Consider the following 20436-nt stretch of genomic DNA (forward strand, 5'->3'; position numbering starts at 1 on the left):
GGGGACCGGCCGAGCGGGGCGGTCGAGTGGGTCCGGTCGACGGGGCCGGTCGGCGGGTCCGGCCAGCGGGGCCGGGTCAGGGACGTTCGACGAGCCGGGCGAAGCGCAGGGCCAGCCCGTCCAGCAGCGCCTCCAGCCCGGTCTCGAAGGCGCCCTCGTCCACCGTCCCCCGGTGCCCGGCCAGCCGGTGCGCCTCGCCGAGGTGCGGGTAGTCGGCCGCGTCGTAGACCTCGGCGTCCGCCGGGAAACCGGCCGCGAAGGAGGCGAGCGCGGAGCCGGTGACGAAGTAGCGCATCAGCGCGCCGATCCGGGTCGCCTGGCCGCGCGGCCACCCCGACTCGACCAGATGGCCGAAGACTGCGTCGGCCAGCCGCAGCGCGTTCGGTCGCCGCCCCGGGCCCTGGGCGAGCACCGGGACGATGTTGGGGTGGGCGGCCAGCGCGGCGCGGTAGGAGCGGGCCCAGTCCCACAGGGCCTCCGACCAGGGGGTCTGGGCGCTCCCGGGCACCTCGGTCACCGGCTCGGCACTCCCGGGCTCGGCGCTCCCGGGCTCGGCACTCCCCGGCTCGGCGGTCACCGCGTCCGCGGCCCCGGGCTCGGCGGTCCGGAACATCGACAGGTCGACTTCGCCGATGACGCTGTCCACCACCGCGTCCAGCAGCTCGTCCTTGGTGGCGAAGTGGTTGTACAGCGAGGGCCCGCTGACCGACAGCTCGGTGGCCAGGCGGCGGGTGGACAGGGCGTCCAGCCCCTCCTCGTCGATCAGCCGCAGTGCGGCGGCGACGATGCGCTCGCGGCTGAGCAGCGGGGTGCGTGGACGGGCCATCGCGGCGGGTGCCTCCGGTTCCTCCGGTCGGGTGCGGTGGGGACCGATTCTGGCAGGTGACCCTTCCCAGCACGGCGTCGGCCGGGCTACAGTCCCCCCATAAAACTTGCAGCGCTAGTTTAATGGGCCCGGACCCCTCCCCGGCCCTGGACACCGGATTCGGGAGCCGCCGTGAACCTGGAGTTGTCCGAGGAGCAGAGCGCCGTCCGGGACCTCGCCGCCGCCTTCACCGACCGCGAGATCGTGCCGTACGCCGCCGAGTGGGACCGCGCCGAGTCCGTCGACCGCGCGATCATCGGCAAGCTCGCGAAGGTCGGCTTCCTCGGGCTGACCATCCCGGAGGAGTACGGCGGAAGCGGTGGCGACCACCTCGCGTACTGCCTCGTCCTGGAGGAGCTCGGGCGCGGCGACTCGGCCGTGCGCGGGATCGTCTCGGTCTCGCTCGGACTGGTCGGCAAGTCGGTCGACGGCTTCGGCACCGAGGAGCAGAAGCGGCACTGGCTGCCCCGGCTCACCTCCGGCGAGGCGCTCGCCTGCTTCGCCCTCACCGAGCCGGGCACCGGCTCCGACGCCGCCAACCTCACCACCCGGGCCGTCCGGGACGGCGACGACTGGCTGATCAGCGGCGCCAAGACCTTCATCACCAACGGCACCTGGGCCGACGTGGCCCTGGTCTTCGCCCGCACCGGCGGCGACGCGCCCGACCAGCGGGGCCACCGGGGCATCACCGCCTTCCTGGTCCCCACCGACCTGCCCGGCTTCACCCGCACCGAGATCCACGGCAAGCTCGGCCTGCGCGGCCAGGCCACCGCCGCGCTCTCCTTCGAGGACGTCCGGGTGCCCGACAGCGCCCGGCTCGGCGAGGTCGGCAGGGGGTTCGGCGTGGCGATGGCCGCACTGGCCAAGGGCCGGATGTCGGTGGCGGCCGGCTGTGTCGGCATCGCCCGGGCCTGCCTGGAGGCCGCGGTCCGCTACGCGGGCGAGCGCGAGCAGTTCGGCAGGCCGATCGCCTCGCACCAGCTCGTCCAGGAACTGCTGGCAGGCATCGCCGTGGACGTCGAGGCGGCCCGGCTGCTCACCTGGAAGGTCGCCGACCACATCGAGCGCGGTCTGCCGTTCGCCACCGAGTCCTCCGTCGCCAAGCTGTACGCCAGCGAGGCCGCCGTCCGGGCCGCCAACAACGCGCTCCAGGTCTTCGGCGGCTACGGGTTCATCGACGAGTACCCGGTGGGCAAGTACCTGCGCGACGCGCGGGTGATGACCCTCTACGAGGGCACCAGCCAGATCCACCAGCTGCTCATCGGACGCGCTCTCACCGGTGTCAACGCGTTCTGACCCGCCGCACACCCGCCCGACCGCCACCGCCGGACCATCCCCACCGTCGGACCATCCCCACCACGGGCCCACCCGACCGCCATCGCCACCGCCACCGCCACCGCCACCCGACAAGGAGCCCGACGACGTGCGTCCCGTCTACTTCGCCGCCGCCCGCCGCACACCCATCGGCCGGCTGCGCGGCGCGCTCGCCACGGTCCGCCCGGACGACCTCTCGGCCACCGTGCTGCGCGCCGTGCTCGCCGACGTGCCCGCGCTCGACCCGGCCCGAATCGACGACGTCTACTGGGGCGCCGCCAACCAGGCCGGCGAGGACAACCGCAACGCCGCCCGGATGGCCGTCCTGCTGGCCGGCCTGCCGGAGACCGTACCGGGAGCCACCGTCAACCGGCTCTGCGCCTCCGGCCTGGAGGCCGTCACCCTCGCCGCACGGGCCATCGGCTCCGGCGAGGCGGACGTGGTGCTGGCCGGCGGGTGCGAGTCGATGACCCGAGCCCCCTTCGTCCTCCCCCGCCCCGACGAGGCGCTGCCGCACCGGATGGAGACCTTCGACACCCGGCTCGGCTGGCGGCTCACCAACCCCCGGATGGCCGAACTGCACGGCGTGCTCAGCATGGGCGAGACCGCCGAGGAGGTGGCCGCCCGCCACGGCATCGGCCGGGAGCGCCAGGACGCCTTCGCGCTGCGCAGCCACCAGCGGGCCGGCGCCGCGCGCAAGGACGGGCACTTCGACGCCGAGCTGGTCCCGGTCGAGCGGCCGGACGGGGTGACGGTGGGCCAGGACGAGGGCATCCGCGAGGACACCAGCCTGGCGAAGCTCGCCGCGCTCAAGCCGGTGTTCCGGCCCGGGGGCACCGTGACCGCCGGGAACGCCTCGCCGATGAACGACGGCGCGGCCGGCCTCCTCCTGGTCGGCGAGGAGGCACTGCGCGACCTCGGGCTCCAGCCGCTCGGCCGGTACGTGGCCGGCGCCTCGGCCGGGGTGCACCCGGACGTCATGGGCATCGGCCCGGTCCCGGCGACGGCGAAGGTGCTCGCGCGGGCCGGCTGGTCGCTCGCCGACCTGGACACCGCCGAGCTGAACGAGGCGTTCGCCGCGCAGGCGCTCGCCTCCGCCGACGGCATCGGCTTCAGCCCGGAGCGGGCCGAGGAGGTGGTCAACCCCAGCGGCGGGGCGATCGCGCTCGGCCACCCCCTGGGCGGCTCCGGCGCCCGCATCCTCACCACCCTGCTGCACCGGATGCGCCGTACCGGCGCCCGGCGCGGCCTGGCCACCATGTGCGTGGGCGTGGGGCAGGGTACGGCCGTGCTGGTCGAGAACGTCTGACCACCATCACCGCCGCCTGCCGCGGCCGTGCTGTCACTTGTCACCTGTTGATCCAGACTTCCGAGGAGTTCACATGACGCGGTTCGCGGGGAAGGTCGCCGTCGTGACCGGCGCGGCGCAGGGCATCGGGGCGGCCACCGCCCGCCGGCTGGCCGAGGAGGGTGCGGCGGTCGCCGTGGTCGACCTCACCGCCGAGCGCGCGGCCGGGACGGCCGCCGAGATCACCGCCAAGGGCGGCACCGCCCGGGCGTACGGCTGCGACGTGACCGACTACGACGCCGTGGAGGCGGTCTTCGCACAGGTCGTGGCGGATCTCGGCGGGGTGCACATCCTGGTCAACAACGCCGGGATCACCCGGGACAACCTGTTCTTCAGGATGCCCAAGTCGGACTGGGACGCGGTACTGACGGTCAATCTGACCAGCGCGTACAACTGCAGCCACGTCGCCCAGAAGTACATGGTGGCGCAGAAGTACGGGAAGATCGTCTCGCTCAGCTCGCGCTCCGCCCTCGGCAACCGGGGCCAGGCCAACTACGCCGCGGCCAAGGCCGGCATCCAGGGCCTCACCGCGACCCTGGCGATCGAGCTCGGACCGTTCAACGTCAACGTCAACGCCGTCGCGCCCGGACACATCGCCACCCCGATGACCGTCGCCACCGCGGAGCGGGTCGGCAGCACCGCCGAGGACTACCAGGCCGAGGTCGCCGCCAGGACCCCGCTGCGCCGGGTCGGCCAGCCGGAGGACGTCGCCTCGGTGATCGCCTTCCTGGCCAGCGAGGAGGCCTCGTACGTCAGCGGGCAGACCCTCTACGTCAACGGCGGGGCACGCTAGCAGTTCCCTGACGTGTCGTCACCAGGCCGTCCCGAAGGGGAGGTTACTTTCCCCTGGGACGGCCTTTACCTTTTCGCGTGGCCGAGCATGACCATGACCTTGATCACGTGACCCCTCCAAATGACTATGGCATGATCATGTAGCTCTCGATGGGATGGCCGGACCCACCCGACCGAACCAGGTCGGGCCCTGCGTCCCAAGGAGTCCCATGGGCAGCCCCGCCACCCTCCGCCGCGCCCTGGCTCTGCTCGCCGTAGGGGCCACCGCCCTCACGGCCGGCACCGTCGCCGTACCGGCCGTCGGCGCCGCGACCGCCGCCCCCGCGCGCGACCTGACGGGCGTGCACGTCCGCCCCGCCTCCTTCGGGCACCACAACGCCCAAGCGCGCGTCGCCCCGCTGAGCACCACCCAGTGCGTCAGCCAGATCGGCATCCACTGCTACTCGCCGCTCCAGTACCGCACCGCCTACAACCTGGACCCGCTGTACCAGGAGGGCGTCACCGGCAAGGGCCGCACGATCGTCATCGTCGACTCCTTCGGCTCCCCGACCATCCAGCACGACCTGGAGGTCTTCGACAAGCAGTGGGGCATCAAGGACACCGACGTCGAGGTCGTCAAGTGGGGCAACGTCCCCGCCTTCGACGCGAAGAACCCCGACCACACCGGCTGGGCCGGCGAGACCACCCTGGACGTCGAGTACGCCCACGCCGTCGCCCCCGACGCGCACATCGTCCTGGTCGAGACCGGTGTCTCCGAGACCGAGGGCACCACCGGCCTGCCCGAGATGATGGACGCCGAGAAGGCCCTCATCAAGGCCGGCCGCGGCGACGTCATCTCGCAGAGCTTCGGCGCCACCGAGAACACCTTCCCGGGCTACGACAAGGGCGACTTCACGTCGCTCACCGATCTGCGGTACGCCTTCCAAGCCGCCGCCGACCACAACGTGACCGTGCTCGCCGCCTCCGGCGACAACGGCGCCACCGACGCCCAGGCGAACGGCACCGACCTGTACCCGTACAAGGTCAACTCCTGGCCGTCCTCGGACCCGCTGGTCACCTCCATCGGCGGCACCCAGCTCACCCTGGACGACTCCGGCAAGCGCACCGCGCCCGACAAGGTGTGGCACGACCAGTCCGGCGCCGGCGGCGGCGGCGTCTCGGGCATCTTCGAGCGCCCGTGGTACCAGGCCGGCGTCGCGAACGTCACCGGCAACCACCGCGGCACCCCGGACATCAGCATGAGCGCGGCCGTGGACGGCGCCGCCTGGACCTACGAGTCCTACGACCCGACCTCGGTCGGCTGGCACCTCACCGGCGGCACCAGCGAGGCCACCCCGCTGTTCTCGGGCGTCGTCGCGCTCGCCGACCAGCTCGCCGGCCACCGCCTCGGCCAGCTCAACTGGCGCATGTACGGCATGAACCTGCTGCCGAACCAGTGGAGCGGCATCGTGGACGTGAAGGAGGGCGACAACGGCTGGGGCGGCGTCACCGGTTACAACGCCACCCCGGGTTACGACCTCGCCAGCGGCCTGGGCACCATCGACGCCGCCAAGTTCGTGCACGCGATCGCCGCTCGCTGAGCGGGTGGGTCGCGCGGTGGCAGGTTGCGGGTAACAGCGAACAGATGACAGCGAACAGATGACAGATGACAGATTTCGAAATCTGTCATCTGTCCGCTGTCCGTTGCCTCCGCCCGCCGCCTCCGACCTGTCGTCTCCGGTCAGCCGGTCGCGGCCAGCTGGGCGAGATAGCGCTCCGCGGCGCGGAGCTTGCGGCCCTCGGGGCCCGGGAGGTAGGCACGCAGCTCGATGATCTCCGGGGCGATCCGGATCGCCTCCGCCCGGTCGGTGACCGCGCGCCAGCAGGCCTCGGCGTTGGTGGCCGCCCGCTGGGTCTCCGGATGGTCCGGGCCCTGCGAGCGCAGCAGCGTCAGCGCCACCTCGCGGTAGATGTCCGCGGCCTCGGCCGGCCGACCGGCGAGCCGGCACACGTGCGCCCGGACCTGCCGCACCTGGAGCACCGGCTCGGACACCGCCCCGTGCTCGGCGATCGCCTCCAGTTCGAGCGCGAAGGCCAGATCGGTGGCCGCGCCATGGTCCCCGGCGTCGGCGCTGCGGACGATCCGTCCGATGACCTCGCGGTAGTCCGCGCGGGGCCGCCCGGTCCCGGGGGCCTCGGCGCCGGTCGCCTCGGCCGGGCTCTCGGGCCGGGCTTCGGCCGGGGCCCCGACCGGGGCGGCGGCCGGCACGTCGTCCTGGGAGCCGGCGTCGGTCGGCACCTCGTCAGCGGGCGTCTCGTCAGCGGGCGTTTCGTCAGCGGGCGTTTCGTCGACCGACGCCACTTCGACGGGCACCTCGTCCACTGGCGCCTCGTGCACCGGCACCTCGTCCGCCGGGGCCGACTCGGCCGGGGCCTCGTCCTCGGGCGCCTCCCCGGCAGGCTCCTCCGCCGTCTCCGCCGTCTCCACCCCGGCCTCGGAGGCCATCGCCGCCTCCACCACGGCCTCCTCCTGCGGGAGTTCGGGTTCCGTGACGTCGTCCGCCGGCTCCGGCCGGGGCTTGCGCAGCGTGACACCGACCGGAGCCTCGGTGTCCGCCGGTACCGCGTCGGCCGGAACGGGCTTGCGCAGCGTCACGACCGGCGCCGCGGCGACCTCGCCCCCCTCGCCCTCCCCGCCCGCCTTCAGCAGGCTGACCGGACGGGCGGGCCGCGGCGGCGTGGGCGGTACGCCAGGCTTGACCAGGCTGACCGGACCTCCGCCGGTCACCGAGACCGCGGCGGACGCACCGGACGCACCGGACGCACCGGACGCCTCGACCGGGGCGGTCGGTTCGGGTACCACGGCCGGTGCGGGCACCGGCAGGTCGACGACGGCGTCCCGCGGCTCCGCCGGACGCGACGGCAGCGGCACCGGGACCGGCGTCACCTCCGCCACCTGGCCCTCGCCCCGCCGGGCGGTGTTGCGGAAGAACGGGCGCTCCGGAGCGTGGGTGGCCAGGATGACCACGTCCGGCCGCAGCACCGAGTACACCTGCTGCCGCAGTTGCTCGGGCGCGAGCACCTCGCCCGCACCGGGTCGGCCGCCGTGCAGCGCCTCGATAAGGGCACGGGTGAAGGTGCCGATCTGCTCCGGGTCCGGGCTGACCACCGCCCACAGCGGGATGCCCTCGCTGAGCGGGGAGACCGTGCCCTGGAGGTACGGCCAGGCGTTCTGATCGGCGCTCAGGTCGGCGATGACGAGGGTCGGCCACTCGGCCGGACGGTGGCTCAGCTCGGCGGCGATGGCCTGCCAGGGCAGACCGTCCTGCTTGGCGTCGCGCAGGGTCAACTGGAGCTGCCCGCCCCGCTTGTCGCCGACCACATGGCCGCCCAGGTGGACCAGCAGCGGCCCCGGGTGCCGGGAGGCGGCCCGCAGGTGGGCGAGGACGGTGTGCGGGTCTCCCGCGCCGGGGAGGTGGACGGCGTCCACCGCGTCCGCGGCGAGCAGCACCTGCGGCGAGACGGCGGCGAGCATCGCCGAGAGCACCGGCGCCTGGGCCGGGCCGCCGCGACCCCAGGTGCGGCGGCCGGAGTTGCCGTACCCACCCTCGATCACCAGGATCCGTCCACGCGTCGCGGCGCCGAGCCCGCCCGCACCGACGGCGAAGGCTCCCTGCGGCGCACTCTGCGCCGCGCCCTGCACCGGGAACGACGGCGGGGTCGCCGAGGGGGCGGACCCGACGGCGGGCAGTCCGGTGAGGGTCCATCCGGTGGGCGGCATGGGCGGCGCGGTCGGGGGCACCGTCGGGGGCACGGGCGGCGGTACGGGCGCCTGCCCAACCGGCTGCGCACCCCCCTGCACACCCGTCCCGGTACCCGGGCCCGAAGCCGGGCCCGAAGCCGTGACCGAACCCGAACCCGGTTCCGAAGCCGGCGCAGCGATCGGATCGGGAACGGCCGGGAGCGGCGGAGGTTCGTACAGTGCGGCCGGACCGGGCGGGTGCTCCTCGGTCCGGAGGCGGGGCGGCGGTACGGCGTCCCAGGGACCCGCGTCCGCTGCCGGGTCGGGACCTCCGGAAACCGCTGTCGTCTCCGCCATCTCCTGGTCACCGCCCCGCCCCGCCGCTCCCGCGGCGTCTGATGCCCTCGCCCGCGTGGTGCCTGCCACCACACTCCGTGCGCGCCACCCTACGAGATCCCGGCTCGCCCGTTCCAGGCCGGGTGGCCGATCGGCGCGCCACACCGCTCACGCCGTCCCCGCTAGGGTGCCGTCGTGATCGATGCCGCGCGCCCGTTGCTGTTCCTCGACGTCGACGGCCCGCTCCTCCCCTTCGGCGGTCCGCCGCCGGGCGACTATCCGACCTTCCGCAGCCCGTACGTCCCGTCCGGCGCGGTGCCCGGCGGGAACCCGCTGATCGACCGCGTGGACCCGGAGTTGGGGGCGCGGCTGCTGAAGCTGCCGGGCGATCCGGTGTGGGCCACGACGTGGCTGGAGGACGCCAACGACTGCCTCGCGCCCTGGCTCGGCCTGCCCCGATTGCCCGTCGTGGACTGGCCGGTGGAGGAATCGGACAGCATGGACGGCACGCACCACGCGGACGGGCCGAACGGGCCGAACGGGCCGAACGGGCCGAACGGTCTGCACTGGAAGACGCGTGCGCTGGTCGCGTGGGCGGACGGACGGCCGTTCGCCTGGGTGGACGACGAGATCACCGAGGCCGACCGCCGCTGGGTCGCCGCGCACTCCCCCGCCCGCGCCCTGCTCCACCGGGTGGACCCCCGACGCGGGCTCACCGAGGCGGACTTCACCGTCCTGGAGGCCTGGCTGCGGGCCGTCTGATCGGCCGCGGCCGGAACGGTCGGCCCGTCAACGGCGCTGCCCGGCCGCCCCCGTGGGAGTGACCGGGCAGTGGGCGCGCCGGGTCAGGAGCCGGCGAGCAGGTCCCGCAGCAGGGCGACGGTGTCGGCGTCGAGGTCCCGGCCGGTGCGGCGACTGAGCGCGTCCAACCGGTTGACGGCGCGCAGGAGTTGGTCCCGGGCGCCGGCCGATGCGTACGCGTAGAACAGGTCCCGGTGCAGCAGTTCGACGTCCGGGGCGACGGCGAGGCCGCGGAAGACGGCGGCCTCGGCGCTGCGGTGGTCACCGTACTGCAGGCGGCGGGCGGCCAGTTCGTGGGCGGTGTCGACGATCGCCGCGATCATGTCCTGCCGCTCCGCCTCGGCCCAGCCGAACGAGGCCGGCGGGGCCTCGGCGAACGGCGCGCCGCGGACCAGGGCCAGGGCGTGGGCGAGGGCGGCGTCGGCCGTGGCGCTGGTGCTGCGCATGCCGCGCCGGTAGAGGCTGCGGAACTCGTCCCAGTCGCAGGTGACCGCCGGGGCGAAGGAGTAGCCCTCGGCGCCGTCGGTGGGCAGGAAGGCGCGCCCCTCGGGCGAGGTGCCGAACCAGGCCGCCAGGTCGGCGAGTTTGGCCGGCAGCGGGCTCTGGGCGTCGGCCGCGGTGGGGTGCGGGTCGAGGTGCGCGGCTCCGGGGTGCAGGTCGTGGTCGAGGGCGTGGCGGTCGGAACCGGGGCGCAGCGCCAGGTAGACGGCCAGCTCGGTGAGCCTGGGCAGCGCACCGGGTGTGGTGGCTCCGAGGGTTCCCGCGACGTCCACCGGGCCGAGCAGGCGGATCCGGGGGGCGTTGCGCGGGGCGTGCGCCTCCGGGGAGCGGAGGATGGCGAGCAGGTCGTCGCTGTCGCTGCGGCCGGGGGTGGTCCGGGCGACCGGCGCGGCGGCGGGACCGGGCGCGACTGCGGCGGGACCGGGCGCGACTGCGGCGGGACCGGGCGCGGCGGCGGTCGTGGGGGCCTCCGTGGCGACGGCACCCGCGGTCTCGGTGGCGTCGGCCCTCTCGGCCGCCTCTGTGGCCTCGGCGGCCTCGGCGGCCTCGGCGGCCTCAGCCGTCTCCGGGGCGTCAGCGGCGGCGGGTTCCGGAACGGCTTCCGGGGCGGGCTCGGCCGGTTGCGGTACGACGGGCTGCACCGCGAGGACCATCGTCGCCGTGGACTCCGAGGACCCGTCCCCCGGCTCCGCGCCGCCCTCGCCCTCCGGCGGGCCGGGCCGCCGCAGGTCCCGGGTGGTCTCGTCGACGGCCGCCTGCCGTCCCTGCCCGTTGACGGCGAACCGCGCCGGACCGGCCGGGACCGACGTCGCGCCCGTACCCGACCCCGCACCCGGCACGGGAGCCGGAACAGGACCGGGAAGAGAACCGGAACCAGGACCAGTGGCCTGCGCCGGCACCAGCGCCGCAGCCGGGGCCGCAGCCGCAGCCGGGGCCGGCGCCACCGGATCGGTGCCCGCGAACGGGCTGGCCCCCGTGCCGATGACCCGGGCCAGCAGCCGCGGACCGGCGGCCGTTTCCGCACCCTCCTGCGCCCCGCCACCCGAGACCCCGACGCCCGAGGCCCCGACGCCCGCCAGCACCGGTACCGCGGCGGGCAGTTCGGTGGTGTCGGTGTCCTCGTCCGGCCCGTCCAGGGTCCAGGCCGGGGCCGGGTGCTGGGTGGTGTCGTCGGCGACCCGCAGCAGTTCGGCGACCTGATCGTACTGCTGCCCGCTGAGCCGCTGCAGTTCGACCGTCAGGTGCAGGCCCGGGATCGCCGCCTGGCCGGAGGTCGGCAGGGTCCAGCGGGCGACCGGGCCGGTGCCGCGCTCGGGGGCGCGGGTGACGACCGCGACGCAGGTGCGCGGCCGGGCGTCGAGCAGGCGCCCGAGCTCGGCCGGGATCTCCCCGCCGGGCTGGTGGGCGCAGAGCACGATCTCGGGCGTCCAGGACTCGTCGGCCTGACCCCGGCTGCGGGCCTCGCGCGGGCTGGTGGCCTCGGCGGCGACCAGGGTGGCGCGGGCCTTGGCGGTGCGCGGGCCGAGGGCGGCGAGCGCGGCCTCCAGGGTGGCGTGGCGGTGCACGCGGTCGGCGGCCGGGCCGCTGATCGGCACCTCCTCGGCGAGGTCCACCAGGTGCAGGTGCAGCCGGTCGGCGAGCGGGCTGTGGGCCAGCTCGATGGCGAGGGTGCGCAGCACGTCGCGGGCGTCGTCCGGGTGGCCGGACAGGTGGAGCAGCCGGACGGCCTCCAGGTCGGCGAGGACCACCGAGCCGTCCGGCGAACTGCCGAGGGTGACCAGCGCGGGGTACGGGGCGGGGGTCTTCCGGGCCTGGCCGGGGCTGAGCAGGTCCCCGGAGTCGGCGCTGCACCACCAGACGTTGGCGGCGTGCGCGGCGCGGAACGGCGCGATCGGTGTGGCCGGGCCGGACAGGTGCAGCTCGATGGTCTGGCCCTGGGTGATCCGGGCGGCGACGATGGCGGGCAGCCGCTTGCCGCCGCGCACGGTGTTGCGGGCCAGGGTGCGCAGGGCGCGGTCCAGGAGGTCCAGCCCGGCGCTGTCCTGCCGGGCCATCAACTCGTTCTCGAAGGCGGCGGCCTCGGCGCCGGGCATCGCGATGCGGTGCCGGGGGCGGCGGGCCCGCTGCTGGGTGCCGCGCTTGTGGGCGACGGTGCCGACCATGACGGCGGCGAGCAGGACGCCGACGGTGGAGGCCGTGATGGCGACGGTGTAGTCACCGCCGGCGGCCGGGTCGGCGTGCGCGGCGGGGGCCGGCGCCTTGGTCGGCGCGTGCGTGGGCGCCGGGGCCGACTGCGGGGCGCCCGAGGCGGGGGAGCCCGCCGCCGGAGGCTGGGGCTGGGCCGGGGCGGGTGCCTGGTCGGCCGGGGCCGGGGCGGGAGCCTGCCCGGCCGGGGCCTGGTCGCCGGCGGCCGGAGTGGCGGCAGCCGCCCCCGGCACCGTGAGCACCATGCCGGGCACCACCACGTCCGGGTTCGTCAGCCGCTCCCCGTCGGGAGCCTGCGCCCCCTTGTTCGCCTCGAACAGCTTCGGCCACTGTTCGCCGTCCCCCAGCTCCCGCTGGGCGATGGACGACAGGCTGTCCCCGGCCTGGACGGTGACCGCCCGCTGCGCGCCGGAGCCGGCCGCGCCACCGGGCCCGGCCTCCGCGCCGGACTGCGGAACGTTCTGCGGCGCACCCTGCGGCGCACCCGGCGCGACGTCGCCCGGAGGGGCGGGCACGGGCGCCTTCGCCTCGTCCGGCTTGGCGTCCGCCGGCATCAGCAGCTCCCAGCCGGGCTGGATCGGCCGGTCGGCGTCGAAGCGGACGCCCGAATCACCCATCACCCGGCCGTCGTTGAGCTTGGCGATCTCCACCCAGCGTTCGCCCGAGCCGAGTTGGCGCTCGGCGATGGACCACAGGCTGTCGGCCGGGCGGGCGTCCCGCACCGTGTACGTGCTCTGCTGCTCGGCGGCCGGGGTGAGGGCCGGCGCGGCCTGCGCCGAGGGCAGCGCGGCCCGCTGCACGCCCGGCGTCACCTGCGCCTGGGCGGCCGGGCCGTGGTTCAGTTCGGGAACGGCCGCGAAGGCCGAGCCGGCCACCGGCAGCAGCGCGAGCACCGAGCCGACCAGCCCGGCGGCGAGCCGCTGGCTCCAGCCGAAGGCCGGGATGCGACGGGCGATCCGGCCGCGCAGCTGGGCGGGGATCTCCAGCAGGACGGAGAGCGCGAAGCAGGCCCAGGCGAGCCATCCCACCACCACCAGCGCCCACAGGAACAGGCTTCCGTCGTCCGAGCCGGTGAGCGCCTCGCCCACCCCGCCCGAGGCGACGCCGCCCATCCCGGCGACCGCGTCGGTGCCGTACAGCAGCAGCGCGGGGACGCCGACCAGCAGGGCGAGCAGGGTGACCAGCGCGCCGAGCGCGGTGATCACGGCCCGGCCGCGCCCGCGCGGTGGTCGGGGCGCCGGAGCGGCGGGCCCCCGCGCGCCGCCGGCTCGGTGGGAGCTCCCGGTCCGGCCGGTACGGGCCTGGGCGGGTCGGGCCTGGTCCTTGGCACGTGGCGCGGCCATCAGTCGGTCTCCGCTTTCTTGACTCCGTGGACGAGGGTCGCACTGCCCTTGCCCGTTACCTTCCGTTCCCCGAGGGCGCCCAGCAGGACCGGACGGTAGTCGGCCTGCACGGTGACGGTGACGACCCTTCCGTCACCGGAGAACTCGATGCCGCCGGCCCGCAGGCCGTACAGGCCCAGGTAGGCGTCGGCGGCGTCCCGGACGTACTTCTCCTGGACCTTGAAGCCCTGGCCCTGCAGGACCGCGGCCTGGTCGAGCTGCTGGCCGCCCACCCGCGCGGCCTCCAGGGCGTAGGCGTCGGTCCGCTCGGCGATCCGCAGCCGGCCTCCGGCGTCGATCACCAGGGCGATGACGAGCACGACGTAGGCCGCGCAGATCGCCACGAAGAGGGCCACCGCGCCCCGGTCGGACCGGCGCGCCGACAGCCGTCGCCGCAGGCCGCTCACCATCCCCGTTCCCTCCCCCCACTCCGCACGCCGCTCTCCCCACCGGCCCCCACCGGGCGCCACTCGGTACCGCTGTGTCATCCCCCGAGCGCTCTCCGCTTGCGTTTCCCCACTCGGGCCCTCTCCAATCCCCCGTCGCGCGGGTGCCGGCGCCGCACGCCGTCAGGTGCCCCGGTAGCGGTCCACCACCGAGGTGAACTCGCCGACGAGGTGCTTCGTCACGGGTACGCCGGACGGTCCGCCGAGCAGGTCGGCCAGTTCCACGTCACAGACCACGGTGACCGTGACGGTGGTGACCGGTCCGCCGGGCAGGGCCAGCTGCCCCGTGCCGACCCGGACGTCGCCGTCGCGACAGGCCACGCCCTGCTGGCGCAGCGTCGCGAGGGCGGAGTCCCTGGCCGGCTGCTCCACCCCGGCCGCGCCGCGCTGGAGGGAGGCGGTCCGGGCGCCGGCCCGGGCGGCGGCCTCCACGGTGCCGGCCGCGGTCTGCACCCGCCCGGCGGCGATGGCCACCAGGACGAGCCCGACCACTCCCGGAACGACGATGGCCGCCTCGATCGCGATCCCGCCCCGGTCCGGCCGGTCGAGCCGGTTCAGCAGGCCCCGTCGCTTCAGCGGGCCCCGCCGGTCCACCCGGCCCCACCCGGTCGACCGCCGCCACCGACCCGGTGTCCGCGGCGCGCGCCTCACGGCTTCACCGCCGGCGGGACGAAGCGCTCGCGCGGCGCCTCGGCGAACTGGGTGATGGCCGGCGCCTTGAGCCCGGGCAGCAGCAGCGGCGGGGTCAGCCTTACGGTGACCCGGACGGTCTGCGCCGTGCTCCCCTCGGTCCCCACCGTGTACTCGCGCACGCCCTGCCGGTCGAGGAAGTCGCGGGCCTGCCGCTGGGCGGCCTCGTTCTTCTCGCCGTCCGTCGCGCTCCCCTGCATCCGTCCGGCGTCCACGCCCTCGCGGGCGGCGGTGAGCGCGACCTGCCGGTCGTACCACCACAGCGCGGCCTGGACGACGAGCAGCAGGAGCAGCAGGACGACCGGGAAGACGATGGCGAGGCTCAGGCTCATCGACCCCCGGTCGCCACCGCGACGGAGAGCGGGACGCATCACCGGGTGGCGCCGCCCGCGCCGCCCGCGGCCCCGACACCGCCCGGCAGGTTCGGGTCCTGCTTGACCTTGTCGACGACCTTGTCCTTCAGCAGGTAGAGCGCGGCCGCCACGGCGCCCGCGACGAAGACCAACGCGATGATGGCGAGGGCGAGTTCGATGCTGATCGCACCGCGGTCGCCGCGCGCGCGGGCGGCCCTCAGCCGGCCGAGCCGGAAGGTGAACAGCAGCAGTGCGAACTGGACCGGCAGCAGGACGGGTCGCAGTAGCCGGCCTGCCAGCCGGGCGAGTCGTACGGTCATCGGGTTCTCCGGAGGATCTGACGGTGTGGTGTGGTGGGTGGTGCCGGCTGCTCTGAACGGACGGAGGGGCTGGACGGGGGCCGGACGAGGACTGGACGGTGGTCAGTTGAGCATCTGGTGCAGCGCCGGGAAGACGATCAGGACGGTCATCAGCAGGGTCAGGGCGGCCCCGGGAGCGACCATCCGCTCGCTGTCGGCGTTCGCGCGGGCGAGGTCCTCGGCGAGCAGTTCCCCGCGCAGGCCCTTGGCACGGGCCCGCAGGGTGTCGTACACGGCCGCGCCGTCGGTGCCGGACAGCCGCATGATGTCGGCCAGATCCTGGAGCGGGCTGAAACCCAACTCCTCGGCCAGCGCGTCGAGTCCGGCCCAGGGCGGGAGCCGGTCGGTGGCCGCGCGCTCCAGGGCGTCGCGGATCCGGCGGAACACCGCGCCCTGCCCGACCGCGGCGGCCCGGCGCAGCGCCTCGGCGGGTCCGCAGTCCGCGGCCCGCTCCATCGCGACGAGTTCCAGGTAGGCGGCGATGCCGTGCAGGTACTCGGTGCGCGCCTCCTTGGCCTCGCCGCGCACGATGGCGTCGGGGACGAACCAGAGCAGACCGGCCAGCAGCGGTCCGACGACCAGCGGCAGCGCGAACGGCAGGCCGATGTCCATCAGCACGGCCATCGCGCCCAGGTAGGCGGGCAGCATCAGGCCGAGCGTGGCGAACAGCAGCTTGTGCACCATGAACCGGGCCGGGGTGCGGCCGACCAGGGAGAGTTCGCGGCGCGGGATCGAGACCCCGCGCAGCCGCACCGACCGCTCGCCGATCCGGTCGTACCAGCGCGGCCGCTCGTCCGGGTCCTGTTCGCGGTCGGCGGGGGTGGCGTGCAGCCGGTCCAGCGCCTGGCTCAGGTCCGGTGGCGCCGGCCGCAGTTCGGCGACGAGCACGGCGACCCCACCGGCCGCGACGGCACCGGCCAGCACGGACCAGGGGGAGATCACCGGACCTCCCCGAACTGCTCGACGGGCTCCGGCGCGGACTCCGGCGCGGTGGAGCGCCGTCCGCTCCTGCTGCGCCGGTCCGGCGTCAGCAGCCGGGGCACCGGCGGGTGGGAGGCCAGTGCCCGCATCCAGGCGATGATCGCCACGAACAGGGCGGCGACCACGGCGAGGACCAGCTGGCCGAGGATGGTCCCGTACGGCCGGGTGTACTCGGTGTTGAACGAGCCGACCGTGACGACCAGCACGATGATGCCGACCAGCCAGCGGATGGTGGTCCGGTGCTTGGCCCGGTCGGCCTCGATGGCGCGGCGCTGGCGGACCTCCTCGCGCACCGAGTCGGCCATGTCGGAGAGCGTGCGGGCCAGTCCGGGTCCGCTGTCGCCGGCCCGCAGCACGAGCGCGGCGAGCACCTTGTCGGCGGTGGCGTCGGCGAGGCTGTCGGCGAAGGCGCGCAGCGCTTCCTCGGGCCGCCAGCGGGCCTGCAGCCGGGCGGCCAGTTCGCCGACCTCGTCCTCCAGGGCGACCGGGGCGGTACGACGGCTGGTGACGATGGCCTGGTTGAGGCCGACACCGAGCAGCAGCACGTCGGCGATCCGCTGGGTCCACTCGGACAGCGCCTCCAGCCGCTCGATCCGGCGGGTGTCCGGGCGGGTGGTGTCGAACAGCCAGGGCAGGCCGAAGACGGCCAGCGGCACCAGCAGCGCGGTCAGCGGAATGCCGGTGAACAGCCAGGCCAGCGGCGCGCCGGCGAGCGCGAGCAGCAGTTGGACCCGGCGCAGCCGCGCCATCCGGGGGGTGACCGTCCCCGGGGCGCCGTACCAGAACACGTGGACGCGGCCGGCGAGCGGGTTCTCCGCGCGCTCGGCCCCGTCCTCGTCCTCGGGCTCGCTGCCGCGGCCCCAGACCACCAGGGCGACCAGGCCGCCCGCGATCGCCAGCCCGCACAGGGCGAAGAGCAGCATCACCGCGTGCCACCGCCGATCCGCAGCTGCAGCGGGGCGGCCCAACTCCCGTACCGGGAGCCGAGCAGCGAGGCGTCGAAGCCGGCCCGGCGCAGGTCGTCCAGGCACTGCGGCGGGGTGTGCGGGACGGCCCGCGGCTCGCCGAGGTCCGGCCGGGGGCCGAAGACGGTGTTCAGCGCGGGCCGGCCGCTCTCCCCGAGGCCGGTGACCTCCAGGACGTGGGACACGAAGCGGTGCCGGCGGCCGCCGACGGCGGTCTCGTCGACCATGGTGACGTGCACGATGAGGTCCAGGGCGTTGGCGGTGAGCCGGTAGGCGAGTGAATCGGTCATGTGCGAGCCGTACTCCAGGCAGAGTTCGGCGATGCGGTCGACGACCATGTGCGGGCCACGGGCGTGCAGGGTGCACATCGAGCCGCCCTCGCCGTTGGTCATCACCCGCAGCATCGGGACGACCTCGCCGGAGCGGACCTCCCCGACGATGATCCGGGAGAGCGTCATGCGCAGCGCGGCCGGGATGAGGTCGCCGAGGGTCAGCTCCCCGGCCAGGCGCCCCTCGACGCGTTCGCCGTTGCCCTCGCGGGCCTCCATGGGGACGACCTGGCGCAGGTGGCCGAGGGTGTGCAGCCAGAGCTCGAACTCCGACTCCAGGGTGCCGATCCGCTCGTCCGGCGGGATCTCGGCGGCCATGGCGCGCAGCAGGCTGGTCTTGCCGACGCCCTGGGTACCGGTGACCATCACGTTCTTCCGGGCCCGGATCGCGCAGGCCAGGAAGGACGCCAAGGTGGGGTCCAGGGTGCCGAGTTCGACCATCTCGGGCAGCGTCGCGGAGGCCACCCGGTGGCGCCGGATCGCCACGTAAGGGCGGGGTGTCACCTCGGTGAGCGCCTGGAGGCGCATGCCTCCCTCCAGGCGCAGCGCGAGGGTGGGGCTGGCGGTGGACAGGCTGCGCTCGCCGCCACCGTGCTGGCGGGCCAGGTCCTGGAGCAGCTCGATGAGTTCGGCGTCGCTGTCGGCCACCGGCGGTACCTGGCGCAGGGGTTGGTGCACCTTGGAGACCCAGACGTCGTCACAGCCGTTGATCAGGATGTTCTCGATCTCCGGGTCGTCCAGGTAGGGCTGGAGCCGGCCGGCCCGGAAGAGCAGGTCGAAGACGGCCTCGGCGAGGGTGCGGTCCTGCTCCCGGGTGGGCGGGATGCCGTGGGTCTGCGCGTAGGCGTCGGACCAGCGGGCGACGGCCTCCTCGATCAGCGCCCGCCCGCGCTGGCGGCGGGTGGCGCGGTCCGGCTCGGAGCCGGAGGCGGTCGTCAGCCGGATGATCTGCTGGTGCAGTTCGGCCGCGACCTGGCGCTTGAGTTCCCGGGCGACCTGCGGGTCGACGGCCGGGCGGGTGGCGGCGCCGCGCAGGTCCAGCGAGGGCAGCTGGGACGGCACGGCGGTGGGCCCGGCCGCGCCGGGCGGCACGGGCCGGGGGGCGGTGGGCTGGGCCGCGGCCGGCTGGGGCGCGACCGGGCCGGGCCGGTACCCGTACGGCGGGGCGACCGGTCCGGGCGTCGGCGCGGGAGCGGCCGCGGGCGCCGGTGCGGCCCAGGGCAGCCCGGCCGGGTCGGAGGACGGACGCTGGTGCAGGGGGCTACCGCGCACGGAGCACCTCCCCGGGGTTGTGCGGGTACGGCCCGCTCGGATCGTCCTGACGGTTCGTCACGATCGGCTGCTGGAGCGGGTACTGGTCGTCCGCCTCGCCGTTCGGCGCGGACTGGACGTGCGCCGGGAACGGCGCCGGCGCGGCCGGCTGCGGCGCCAGCCCGGCCAGCGGCGCCACCGGGCCGGTGGTGATCACCGGGGGGACGGGCTGCGGCGGGGCGTAGGAGGGCTGCTCGCTCTCGGCCGCCGTCCCGTAGCCGGCCGGGCCGGGTGCCGGACGGGCGTGCGCAGGACGGGCGTGCGCCGGACGGCCGGGCACCGACTGGCCGTACACCGGCCGGCCGTGCGACGCCGATCCGGGCCCGCCCGGTCCGGACGGGGCCTGGCCGTACGGGTCCCGCGCGTACGGGTCCTGCGCGTACGGGGTCTGCGCGTACGGGGTCTGGGGGTGGGCGCCCTGAGCGTGGCCGCCCTGTCCGTACCCCGGCTGCCCGTACGGGCCCGGCACGGAAACCGGGCCCGGCACGGGCGAAGGCGCGGACGGGGCTCCGGAGGAAGGCATGGGCATCGACGGCTGCGGCGCCGACGGCACGGGCCGGGCCGGTATCGGCGGAGCGGGCGGGACCGGCGCCGCGGGGGCGGCGACCGCGCCCGGAGCCACCATCGGGCGGCCCGCCGTCAGCTGGGCGGGCGCCGCGCCCGGCGCGAGCCGCTGGCGCCGGCGGCGCACCAGCAGCTGCACCTCGTCCGCCGCCGACCGCGCCGTGCGCATCAGCTCCGAGCGGATGAACCGGCGGTCGGCGGTGTCCCCGCCGTCGGAGAGCACCCTCGCCGTCCGGGCGGCGTGCGGCAGCACCCCGAGGACGGGCAGCCCGAGCTCGCGGGACACCTCCGCCCGCGAGTACGGCCCCTCCGAGACCAACAGCAGCCCGAGCGCGTCCGCCCCGGTGCCGGCCGAGGCCAGGTCCTCGGCCAGGGCGGCGAGCCGGGGCCGGGCCGAACTCAGCCCGCGCAGCGTGGTGCGCACCGTCGCCGCCACCACGTCCGCGCGGCGGGCGAGCACCGCGCTGTGGCCGGTGGCGCCGGAGCGGCCGAGGTCCACGATGACGTCGTAGCCCTGCCGCTCCACGCCGTGCAGCAGTTCGGAGAGCGGCTCCCAGGTGTAGGCGAGGCCGGGTGCCTGGACGGGGTCGGTCAGCCCGGGCAGCAGCAGCCGGTCGGCGTTGCCCTCGGGCGAGAGGTCGATCAGCTGCTCCCAGATGGCCTGGGCGAGCAGCCCGCGCCGGTCGGCGACGGCCAGGTTGCGCAGCCCGTACACGGCCTCGACCCGGCCCTCCAAGGCGCCGGCGAGCACCGCGCCGCCGTCCGGGTCGGCCTCGACCAGCAGCATCCGCCGGCCGGGCGGCAGCGGCCAGGCCAGCAGCATCGCCAGCGCGGTGGTGGTGGCCCCCGGAGCGCCCGGGCCGCCGACCACCGCGATCACCGCCATCAGGCGCCGCCCGTCGTGGCCGGGGCCCCTGACGCGCTCCCGGCGCCGGAAGCCGAGGCACCCGGTGTGGCGGCCCCCGATCCGGTGGCCCCGGGCGTGGCGGCCCCCCGCGTGGGGGCGGCGGCCGTGGGCGCGCCGCCCTGCGCCGGGCTCGGCTCGGCACCGCCGGCGCCGCCCGCCGCCCCTCGGAGAGTTCCCGCATGTGTCCGGCGGCCCGATGATTCCACGGCTGGGTCCGGTGGAGGCTGGTGGGGCAACTCCCAGTGCCAGAGGTCGACATGGCACCT

The 20436-nt window shown here is 75.7% G+C and carries 16 protein-coding genes; 5 read left to right on the forward strand and 11 right to left on the reverse strand.

Annotated elements, in window-relative coordinates:
* Positions 1–76: 76 nt before the first annotated feature.
* Positions 77–826 (reverse strand): TetR/AcrR family transcriptional regulator, encoded by a 750-nt coding sequence (locus tag ACFRMQ_RS19905; protein ID WP_380731799.1) that lies wholly within the window; start codon positions 824–826, stop codon positions 77–79.
* Positions 827–997: 171 nt separating this feature from the next.
* On the opposite strand from ACFRMQ_RS19905, the gene ACFRMQ_RS19910 reads away from it, so the two are divergent.
* The 4 genes from ACFRMQ_RS19910 to ACFRMQ_RS19925 all read left to right on the forward strand — a co-directional run bounded on the left by ACFRMQ_RS19910 (position 998) and on the right by ACFRMQ_RS19925 (position 5899).
* Positions 998–2161 carry an acyl-CoA dehydrogenase family protein gene (locus ACFRMQ_RS19910; RefSeq protein ID WP_380731800.1) on the forward strand — a complete coding sequence of 388 codons (1164 nt, stop codon included), beginning with the start codon at positions 998–1000 and terminating at the stop codon, positions 2159–2161.
* A gap of 127 nt (positions 2162–2288) precedes the next feature.
* The gene (locus tag ACFRMQ_RS19915) at positions 2289–3488 is read left to right on the forward strand and encodes a thiolase family protein (RefSeq protein WP_380731801.1); all 1200 of its coding nucleotides are present in this window, start codon (positions 2289–2291) and stop codon (positions 3486–3488) included.
* Positions 3489–3561: 73 nt separating this feature from the next.
* Positions 3562–4320, forward strand: coding sequence for a 3-oxoacyl-ACP reductase FabG (gene fabG / locus ACFRMQ_RS19920; protein WP_380731802.1), 759 nt, complete (start codon positions 3562–3564; stop codon positions 4318–4320).
* Between the two features lie 208 nt (positions 4321–4528).
* Complete coding sequence (locus ACFRMQ_RS19925) at positions 4529–5899, forward strand: S8 family serine peptidase (protein WP_380731803.1); 1371 nt, start codon at positions 4529–4531, stop codon at positions 5897–5899.
* 140 nt (positions 5900–6039) lie between these two features.
* Here ACFRMQ_RS19925 and ACFRMQ_RS19930 read toward each other — a convergent pair whose 3' ends face one another.
* Positions 6040–8079 (reverse strand): hypothetical protein, encoded by a 2040-nt coding sequence (locus ACFRMQ_RS19930; protein WP_380731805.1) that lies wholly within the window; start codon positions 8077–8079, stop codon positions 6040–6042.
* 492 nt (positions 8080–8571) lie between these two features.
* Here ACFRMQ_RS19930 and ACFRMQ_RS19935 point away from each other — a divergent pair, with 492 nt between their 5' ends.
* Entirely contained in the window at positions 8572–9138 is a 567-nt protein-coding gene (locus ACFRMQ_RS19935; protein ID WP_380731807.1) for a hypothetical protein, read from the forward strand.
* Positions 9139–9221: 83 nt separating this feature from the next.
* On the opposite strand, the gene ACFRMQ_RS19940 is transcribed toward ACFRMQ_RS19935, so the two are convergent.
* The 9 genes from ACFRMQ_RS19940 to ACFRMQ_RS19980 form a co-directional block, all read right to left on the reverse strand.
* Positions 9222–13226 (reverse strand): LysM peptidoglycan-binding domain-containing protein, encoded by a 4005-nt coding sequence (locus ACFRMQ_RS19940; RefSeq protein ID WP_380731808.1) that lies wholly within the window; start codon positions 13224–13226, stop codon positions 9222–9224.
* Entirely contained in the window at positions 13226–13675 is a 450-nt protein-coding gene (locus tag ACFRMQ_RS19945; RefSeq protein WP_380731809.1) for a hypothetical protein, read from the reverse strand. Before ACFRMQ_RS19945 ends, ACFRMQ_RS19940 begins: the two co-directional genes overlap by 1 nt.
* A 159-nt stretch (positions 13676–13834) precedes the next feature.
* A complete protein-coding gene (locus ACFRMQ_RS19950; RefSeq protein ID WP_380731810.1) occupies positions 13835–14305 on the reverse strand; it encodes a TadE/TadG family type IV pilus assembly protein in 471 nt (156 codons plus the stop codon).
* A gap of 53 nt (positions 14306–14358) precedes the next feature.
* Positions 14359–14733, reverse strand: a complete 375-nt coding sequence (locus ACFRMQ_RS19955) for a TadE/TadG family type IV pilus assembly protein (protein WP_380731811.1) — start codon at positions 14731–14733, stop codon at positions 14359–14361.
* A gap of 38 nt (positions 14734–14771) precedes the next feature.
* Positions 14772–15074, reverse strand: coding sequence for a hypothetical protein (locus ACFRMQ_RS19960; RefSeq protein ID WP_380731812.1), 303 nt, complete (start codon positions 15072–15074; stop codon positions 14772–14774).
* A gap of 102 nt (positions 15075–15176) precedes the next feature.
* On the reverse strand, positions 15177–16055 hold the full coding sequence (locus ACFRMQ_RS19965; RefSeq protein WP_380731813.1) for a hypothetical protein: 879 nt from the start codon (positions 16053–16055) through the stop codon (positions 15177–15179).
* Complete coding sequence (locus tag ACFRMQ_RS19970; RefSeq protein WP_380731814.1) at positions 16052–17017, reverse strand: type II secretion system F family protein; 966 nt, start codon at positions 17015–17017, stop codon at positions 16052–16054. The genes ACFRMQ_RS19965 and ACFRMQ_RS19970 overlap by 4 nt, the downstream gene beginning before the upstream one ends.
* Positions 17017–18660: a CpaF family protein gene (locus tag ACFRMQ_RS19975; RefSeq protein WP_380731816.1), complete on the reverse strand. Its 1644-nt coding sequence runs from the start codon at positions 18658–18660 to the stop codon at positions 17017–17019. Before ACFRMQ_RS19975 ends, ACFRMQ_RS19970 begins: the two co-directional genes overlap by 1 nt.
* Positions 18650–20149 (reverse strand): hypothetical protein, encoded by a 1500-nt coding sequence (locus ACFRMQ_RS19980; RefSeq protein ID WP_380731817.1) that lies wholly within the window; start codon positions 20147–20149, stop codon positions 18650–18652. The genes ACFRMQ_RS19975 and ACFRMQ_RS19980 overlap by 11 nt, the downstream gene beginning before the upstream one ends.
* Positions 20150–20436 lie beyond the last annotated feature (287 nt).

It is taken from the genome of Kitasatospora sp. NPDC056783, from assembly GCF_042789895.1.
In the GTDB taxonomy this organism is placed as follows: domain Bacteria; phylum Actinomycetota; class Actinomycetes; order Streptomycetales; family Streptomycetaceae; genus Kitasatospora.